Here is an 8,267-nt window from a genome sequence, read left to right as displayed (position 1 = left end):
TAGGCTTAGATGTGTATAGCTCATGGTTGCAATCTCACTTTGGTCGGTGGATAAAAACTTTGATGCTAGCGCATCTAGGTCTTTTTTTCACCTTGAATTTGGTATTGCACTTCATGTGTTAATCTAAGAATTATTTAATTCTCACATTATTAAACTGCGCAAGATTTTCTAGACTGCCCTGCTCGCTCTGTGGCACTGACTTGAGTAAAACGCTCTTGTTAGATTGTCTCACTGTAATGCCTTGCTTATTGATCTGATAAACCACAGGCTTATTGAGAAAGCTAAGCGTTTGTTTAGATTTATCATAGACAAATAGCCCATCATAATACAGCTCGATTCTGTCGTCTTTATCCGCAAAAGCATAGTACAGCTGATCACCGTCCTCGTTATAAGTGTTATTTAAGACCATTTTTTTACCGTTATCTAAATCCAACTTATAAATGAAAGGCAATGTCCCATCGTGGCTTTCGTTATCGTACTCAGGTAACACCTCATAGCTGTCTTCTACCATTTCACCATTCACTCTTGTGCTCTCGGTGATAGAAATTAATTGTTTTGGATTATATTCTTCTACAAGCACATGTACGGCCACTGGCTTATTATCGATCACTTTATACTTTGAATACTGATGCCATCCTGCGCCACTCTTAGTCATCGTATACAAAGTTTGACTGTCTTTATTTACACCAAAAAAACCGCAATAGCCTTGTGCCAAATCAGTAAATCCTTCACTAAGGACGAATTTATCATCATTTTTGAGATAGACTTGATAAGAAGGCCCACCATAGCAACCGTGGCGCCCATCTTTTATCGCTAAATCCTTTTGTCCATCAAAATTAAAATCATCATAGATCAACACACTATGTTCACCATAAGGAATACTGACGATATTGGCACTGATTTTTTCGCCCAATTGATAATCTTCACTGTTGCTCAACTCATATTCAATATCGATACTAGCAGGCTGATTAATCAGAGTTTTATGTGTCTTTTTATCTATAATTTTAACAATGCTATTTGCTTCATAGCCATATTCCTTTCCCTCTATTTCCTCAATGACTGCATCATAATCGTCTGAGAAATCTTGGATTTGATAGGTTTGCGCCAAGGCCGGATAGGACAATAGTGGTAAAACTAGCAGCCCCGACAATAATGTAAGCGGCTTGAATATCTTATTGAGTATAAAAGTCATATCTGTCCTTAGTGCAACCATAAAATAAAGAAGGACGCCAACTCACATTAGCGCCCCTTTATAAAAAATATCTAACAGTGCTCTTTAAACTACTTACTACAAGTACCTTTAACACCAAGCTTAAGATCAGCGATCGCCTCTTTACCTTCGCTCTCAGGAACCAGTTTTAAACCCGCGCCACCAACGAATAGACCTGGCTTGATATATTGTTTGACGAAGTAGTTTTGACCTTTTTTGGTCATTACCATTAGATCATTTGGTGAGAATTCAGATTCTGTAGAGACTTTATGCTCTGCATTTCCTAGCACCTCATGATAAAAGAATGTTCCACGCGCGGTCTCTCCGATACACTCGTCATCCACCCAGACATCTTTCTTCAAAGCCGCGCCCACTACGCTATTACTACGGTAAATGTATAAACCAGCATTATCTGTACTTGGGGCTTTCACTTGCTTGAGTACGTTAGATACTTCAACATTTTCTGTAGGTATTGAAGCACAACCAGCAAATAGTATTGATGTAATCGTTAAAAAAGCGATTTTTTTTAGCATATTATCCCTCTAAGAATAAACGTGGTTTTATTTGATATATCTCAACGACTTTACTATGAATAACTTATAAAAACATGGCTCAGCTTCAATGATTAAAATCAACTCAATACTCGCTTGATAAACCTTAAAACTGGTTTTACAGACACCTCAACTATCAATAATAATCACGTACTATCTATATGAAACTATGTATCAAAGTGTCGCTGATTTTCAGCACTAATCTCATTGCTACCAAAATATCTATAAAGTTACCTTAACTATACATAATTATAACTTTAAACCCAACATAATTTCTCGATATTTGCTTATTTTTTAATATAGCCTATTCAATTCAAGAATAGTACAAGGCAACCGAGTGTATATGTGATACTTCAAGCGAGACGCTGTAATACCTTTATAGTGGAATGACTATATTGTTTTTATACTTTGGTCGCTTTCACATAGCGAGCGCCAAAGGTTTTTAGCGACTTTCATACAGACAGCACAATCACGTTGCTGTTATGATGCGCTTAATACTGACCGTTGAGAGATAATTATGTGGCAGGTGTATTTATTTATATTACCGATTGGTCTTGGGATCATGACATTAGCAGCAAGCCTACTGTGTTTGTTCGCTTATCTTATGTCTGATGACAACGCCACGCGCCTGCCAGCCTTTAACTGGTTTAAGCGCTTAATCATTGTGGCATTTTTATTATTGAGCGTGGGATTATTTATGACCTTTCGATACTTTTGGCGCTAATCATTAGAAATAATATTAGATAAGGTTAAGCCGACATAATCGCCTACTGTCGACGCCGAATTCAGATGCAGATGTGTTTTATGGATTAACTATTTTTTCTAGCTCTAATAGCTCTAAATCATCACGCTTTGGTTCACCATTATTACCATCATTAGGAAAAGCTATTTTATGCCCACTCAACTGGTAGCCGCGGCGTTCATAATAAGCCAATAGCTCAGGACGATGACTCAAAATAGACATGGTAAGACGTGAATTTTTATTATCAGAGATGCTTAAGTCAGATTGTAGACGATGTTTGGCGAACGTTTCTGCAGCCTGTAAAATCTGATGACCAACGCCTTTTCCTTGCTGCTCAGGCAACACTGCAAACATACCGATATAAGCACTGTTATCAGCTCCTTGATAGAAAAGGCTTTCGTTTAAGTCTGTATCTATTTTTATCTCAACATTGATGCACCCTAACAACTCACCCGTTTCATCTCCGTCACGTTTGCCTGTGGTTGTCTTTGGATACACAAAAAAATAGTGACAAGGATCATTAATAACAGCCGTCAAGCTTGCCGCTGTGGTGCGAATACCACCAATGAGATCAGCCTCGTTGGTCCAGCCAGTTTTCTGACGGTAACAACGATTTAACAGTTGTTCAAGTGCATCAATATCAGCCAATGTGGCTTGCCGTAAAAACACAGAACCTTTGTGCATATTATTATTTTCCTATCCTTATATGAAAAAAGCTGACTTCATTTATAAAGTCAGCCTCAATAATAATACTGATAGTGTGCAAATTGCTAGAGCTTGTCTTAATCTGATTGTGATAATGCCTGTGCTTGCTCAATAATATCAAACCCTGCATTGAGCTGAGCGCGTGTCGGTGCGTGTCCACGGCGTAATAACTCAGAGAAGGCAACTAACTCTTTGTCACGTCCAAGCGTACTTGCCGCACTAGCCCGCGTGTCCTCATTTTCATCATCGAAATAGTACTCAATATAATCAAGCGTATCTGGCGCACCAAATAAAATGTGGTACTCAGGTGTCGCTGCATGACCACTATAGCGTAAGCTCTTGCCATATTGCATGGTCCAAAAGAAAGGAATACGCGCCTCTAATGACTCGACACTGTCATCATTTAATATCGCAGCGGCAGACACAAGACCATGTTGCAACGCCACTCGCCAGTGTTCAATCCGCATGCGCCCCATTTGACCTGAAGCTTTGGCTATATCGCCCAATGCATATACCCCATCACGCAGTTGCAATGTGCTATCAACCTGTACACCATCTGGATCATTGACCTCTGCTAATAGACTGGTATTGGCTGATACACCTGTTCCTAGAATCACAATGTCGGCATCAATATGCTCACCACTTGCTAGCGTGACACCGCCTACATTTGAAGAAGCCTGATCGTCTTTGTCAACTTGACGGTCAATCTTGGTGATTTCGTTGACCGTCGCATCAAATACAAAGTTGATGCCGTTTTCCTCGTGCAGCTTGATAAGCGCATTGCTAACGGTTTCTGAGACGATATTGCCCATCACACGATTGTCTTGACCAACTACCGTGATAGAAGCGGTCGTACCTGCCTGCGCTAATGCTGAGGCGACCTCCATACCAATAAAACCCGTACCAATAATAGCCACTCGCTGGTCGTGGCTAGCGGCTTTTATTAATTTGGCATCTTCCATACTGCGTAAGGTATAGACACCATCCAAATCTGTACCCTTAATAGGTGGTATGGCAGGCGACGCACCCGTAGCGACCACTAAAAAATCAGCTGTGACTGTCTCGTTGTCGTCATTACTATCAACCATGTTTACGCGGCGCTCATTGGGCAATACTTCGCTAACCGTTTGATTCAAACGCAGCTTAATATCGTTTTTTTGTGCCCAATCTGCCCCGCCAAGTAGTAACTTTTCTTCGGGCATATTCCCTGCTAAAAACGCTTTAGAAAGTAATGGTCGATTATAAGGGGCCTTGTCCTCATTACTGATCAACGTAATCTTGCCGCCATAACCACCCTGACGCAACTGGTCGGCCGTCATAAATCCAGAGCCACCACCACCAACGATGATGGTGTGCGTATCAGACAACTTATCCTGTTCAACACGCTCATTGATCTGAGCAGAAGTATCGACCAATAAGGTGTCACCATCATCAGTCACTGTATATCGAGTCAATCCCTCTATCGCTATTGGCTCTAATAGCGTGCCATCACGACTGTCAAAAGTCGCATGATGCCACGGGCAAACCACACGATGACCACAACGTAAACCATTACCTAGATCTGCGCCAGCATGTGGACATTTACCATCAAATGCATGAAACGTGCTGTCGTCACGCGTGATTAAAATGATACTATCGTCATCTTGCTTATATGATTTCATGCCACCATCTGGAATATCAGCCTTATCAATGGTGACTGTGTTGATCGTTGCCTTAGTCATAAGTCTTCCTTAATGGTTATAATACTTTATTAATAGATAGTAACAAGCGCATCCAAAACACGATGTTTTTTTATAGGATTACTGCGTTGCAAAACGTAACCTTGACGCCAACCAACACTTCTATCACTTATCCCTAACACTGATAACCAACACAACAGACTATTTTATGACTTCTCTAGATAACAATACCGCAGCGATAGCAACCGCAGAAACCACAGTCTCTCAGTCAGATTGTGAGCACACATCACTTATTAATAAGACGTCTGATGTAGCAGACATCGACATCACTGCCGCCGCGGATACATCACAATTACCGCAGCCGATACTACCACTATTAAAACAAGCCACTTATAAAGCTAAAACGACAGATTTCATCGTCAATGAGGTACTGCCATTAGACTTTACGGATGAAGGTGAGCATCTATGGTTGCATATCCAAAAATCAGGCATGAATACAGCATATTTGGCCAAACTATTGTCAGAGTGGGCAGACATTCCATTGCGTGACGTCGGCTACTCGGGGTTAAAAGACCGTCATGCATTGACGACCCAGTGGTTTAGTTTGCGCATACCCAAAAAGCAATTGCCACCTACTGAGTTTGCACCAGTGGACATTGGCGAAAATGAGTCTGTCACTATCCTTGCGCAGCACTGGCATAACAAAAAACTCAATCGCGGTACGCATCGTGCCAACCAATTTGTGATTACATTGCGTGATATTCAGTTTACAGAGCATGACACTGAGCGCTTAACCCCTGAGCAATTACTATCTGCAAAGAAAGCTATCGAACAACATTTAGCGACTATTAGTAAAAGTGGTGTACCCAATTATTTTGGTCCGCAACGCTTCGGGCGTAATGGTAATAATATTAGAGAAGCCTTGAGACTATTTGCACGTCCAGTGCCAGAAAGTCGCCCACAGCCCAAAAAGAGTAAACGCAAGCGTGCACCGCGCGAGCAAAACACGATGGAACTGTCTGCTGCACGCAGCCTGATATTTAACGAAATACTGGCAGCGCGTGTCCGCGATGGAAGCTGGAATACAGGCTTGGCCGGTGAGGTATTTAACCTAGATGGTTCAGGATCGATATTCACCAGTGAAGCGATAGACGACACATTACGCGCACGACTAGCCACTGGCGATATTCATCCAACGGCTGTGTTATGGGGCAAGAGTAACGATAAAGTCAGTAGCGTAGCCGCAGATATTGAGCATCAAGTTGTAAAATACAGCCCATTATTGACGCAGCTAGCAGCAGGGTTAGAGCAACGTGATATTAAGGCTCAAAGACGAGCATTACGCTTACCTATCGAAGCGTTGACGTGGGAATGGCAGGATAAAGAAGGTGAGGAAACACTGGTATTAAGCTTCACGCTAACGACTGGTAGCTTTGCCACAAGTGTATTAGCAAGCTTAGTCAAGCAATTAGCAATTAGCAATTAGCAAACATGATAATCAAATCAATGAAGGGTGATATGAAAGACAAAACTGGCCTATCAATCATGGAGACCACTAACACCATCGGCTATTTAGGTACCATAAAGCGAGTTAATCCTATGATCACCTGCTGCCCACATCTCATTAGCACTGACCACTTGATTACGACCGCGGTGCTTGGCTTCATATAGAGCCTTGTCCGCAGTGCCTATTAATAGTTGGCAAATATCCTGAGATAGCTGTGTGAATTCAGTTTGGTTATCAAATGTGCTTTCAGTATAACATTCGGTTGGCTGCGACTCATCAAGCTCACATCCTGTCTCTGTCTTTCCTGCTGCTCGATTCGCTTGCTTAAGAGAGGCACATTCTTTATAAGTCAGCGAATACACTCCTAGACTAGCAGTTATAGTAAAAGTCGTTTGATTATCAACCGTAATCACATTTTCCGCGATAGATCGTCTTAATTGTTCCGCAATAACCATAGCGCTGGCATGGCTCTTATCTGGCAGTACAATCAAAAACTCCTCGCCGCCATATCGGCTGACAATCATATCGTCCGTTAAAGACTGTGATAGCGTCTGTGCTACTGTAATTAAAACTTGATCGCCCACATCATGACCGTAGTTGTCATTGACCTCCTTAAACCAATCTAAATCCAATAAAATAACGCTGATATCTTGCGTCTCCTCTATCGTCACCAATGCTTGCTTCATTTGCATCAAACCATAACGACGGTTTTTTAGTTGTGTCAGCTCATCTTGATTGGCATGTTGCAAGGTTTCTTTTCTACTATTATCTAATACCACCAACAAAGTACGGAACATATAGATAATAAATATGGCTTTTGGTAGCGACATATACATATGTGTAGAACGCCACAAAATATTGGAAGATTGACGTAGGTAATTGATACCCTCCCAATTCAATGCTTCGTTTTTCATGATTGTCATATCACTATAAGTCATATAACTATGAATACTAGGAGGAAGAGTAATGGCACTCATTTGACGCAGACTGGGTAAGGTGATGCCACAATAAGGAAATAGTGTTACTAATAATATCGCAATAATCTGCCCTAAAAAAGCTCTCCAAACATAGCGTCGACGTATGAGCAGCATTCCCAACATCGCACTACCAAGCAAGGATACACCCGTGACCAAACTACTATATCCTAGTATGACTATAATAAAGGTAATATAGACACTATAAACAGTGATGAGCACTGCTTGCCAAGTATATAAATTGTTATGAGGGTTTTTGGCTGGTGAAAAACGGCTGGACATCCATAACAAAAAAACACAGACCATCGTTACGCCAGTCCACAACGAATAGAGAAGGCTCATATCAATAAAAGCACTATAAACATCGCGTTGATACCAAACAAATAAACACCACAACCAATGCGAAAAAACATCCATTACCATAAATGAAGCCAGCAGCGATGTTCTATCAGCAGCTTGCCATTCAAAAACAGCTTTAGAAAGCTTTTTGTAGCCTAAATAGTATTTAGATACAGCCATAATGGGCTACCGAAAATAATAAATTTATTGAATTCAAAACCAGCAAGCAAGGTCTGTTAAAACCATGCAGTGTGTCAAGTTCCACTTGAACTATCAAGCCACTTGATACATTCATACGTCAATAACTGACGCTTAATAGCGAACTTTATTTTCATTGAAGTCTTAACTCAAGTAGCGTCACAGACAAGTAGTGTTAAAAACTAATAATATTAAAAAAAGTGGTGGTGTTCTAAAAAGTATGCTGGCATCAGACGTAGCCATAATTGATGTAAAAGAACACCATATCAAACACTTTGAAGTGATTATCGAGCTTCTTAGAGAAACAACAGGTTTTTCTAACCGCTCGTCTTAATCGGTGTCTAAGGCGACAGTTATTACCC

The 8,267-nt window shown here is 41.0% G+C and carries 7 protein-coding genes and 1 pseudogene; 2 read left to right on the top strand and 6 right to left on the bottom strand.

What is annotated here, in order from left to right; genetic code table 11:
- Positions 1 to 130 precede the first annotated feature (130 nt).
- Together EI164_RS13040 and EI164_RS13035 are read right to left on the bottom strand one after the other, a co-directional pair.
- The gene (locus tag EI164_RS13040; protein WP_192520381.1) at positions 131 to 1,192 is read right to left on the bottom strand and encodes an XAC2610-related protein; all 1,062 of its coding nucleotides are present in this window, start codon (positions 1,190 to 1,192) and stop codon (positions 131 to 133) included.
- An 89-nt stretch (positions 1,193 to 1,281) separates the two neighbouring features.
- Entirely contained in the window at positions 1,282 to 1,743 is a 462-nt protein-coding gene (locus EI164_RS13035; protein WP_192520380.1) for a DUF2846 domain-containing protein, read from the bottom strand.
- 535 nt (positions 1,744 to 2,278) lie between these two features.
- Here EI164_RS13035 and EI164_RS13030 point away from each other — a divergent pair.
- Entirely contained in the window at positions 2,279 to 2,485 is a 207-nt protein-coding gene (locus tag EI164_RS13030; protein WP_192520379.1) for a hypothetical protein, read from the top strand.
- A gap of 78 nt (positions 2,486 to 2,563) precedes the next feature.
- On the opposite strand, the gene EI164_RS13025 is transcribed toward EI164_RS13030, so the two are convergent.
- Positions 2,564 to 3,187, bottom strand: a complete 624-nt coding sequence (locus EI164_RS13025) for a GNAT family N-acetyltransferase (RefSeq protein ID WP_192520378.1) — start codon at positions 3,185 to 3,187, stop codon at positions 2,564 to 2,566.
- A 98-nt stretch (positions 3,188 to 3,285) separates the two neighbouring features.
- Positions 3,286 to 4,929, bottom strand: coding sequence for an FAD-dependent oxidoreductase (locus EI164_RS13020; RefSeq protein WP_192520377.1), 1,644 nt, complete (start codon positions 4,927 to 4,929; stop codon positions 3,286 to 3,288).
- A gap of 166 nt (positions 4,930 to 5,095) precedes the next feature.
- Here EI164_RS13020 and truD point away from each other — a divergent pair, with 166 nt between their 5' ends.
- Positions 5,096 to 6,373 carry a tRNA pseudouridine(13) synthase TruD gene (truD, locus tag EI164_RS13015; RefSeq protein WP_192520376.1) on the top strand — a complete coding sequence of 426 codons (1,278 nt, stop codon included), beginning with the start codon at positions 5,096 to 5,098 and terminating at the stop codon, positions 6,371 to 6,373.
- Between the two features lie 86 nt (positions 6,374 to 6,459).
- Here the strand turns inward: truD and EI164_RS13010 are convergent, their stop codons facing one another.
- Together EI164_RS13010 and EI164_RS13005 are read right to left on the bottom strand one after the other, a co-directional pair.
- Entirely contained in the window at positions 6,460 to 7,887 is a 1,428-nt protein-coding gene (locus EI164_RS13010; RefSeq protein WP_192520375.1) for a GGDEF domain-containing protein, read from the bottom strand.
- Positions 7,888 to 8,134: 247 nt separating this feature from the next.
- Positions 8,135 to 8,267, bottom strand: a pseudogene (locus tag EI164_RS13005) (IS1 family transposase); the annotation flags it as partial.

It is taken from the genome of Psychrobacter sp. FME13, assembly GCF_014861395.1.
GTDB lineage: Bacteria > Pseudomonadota > Gammaproteobacteria > Pseudomonadales > Moraxellaceae > Psychrobacter.
This window is presented reverse-complemented; position numbering and strand designations above follow the sequence as displayed.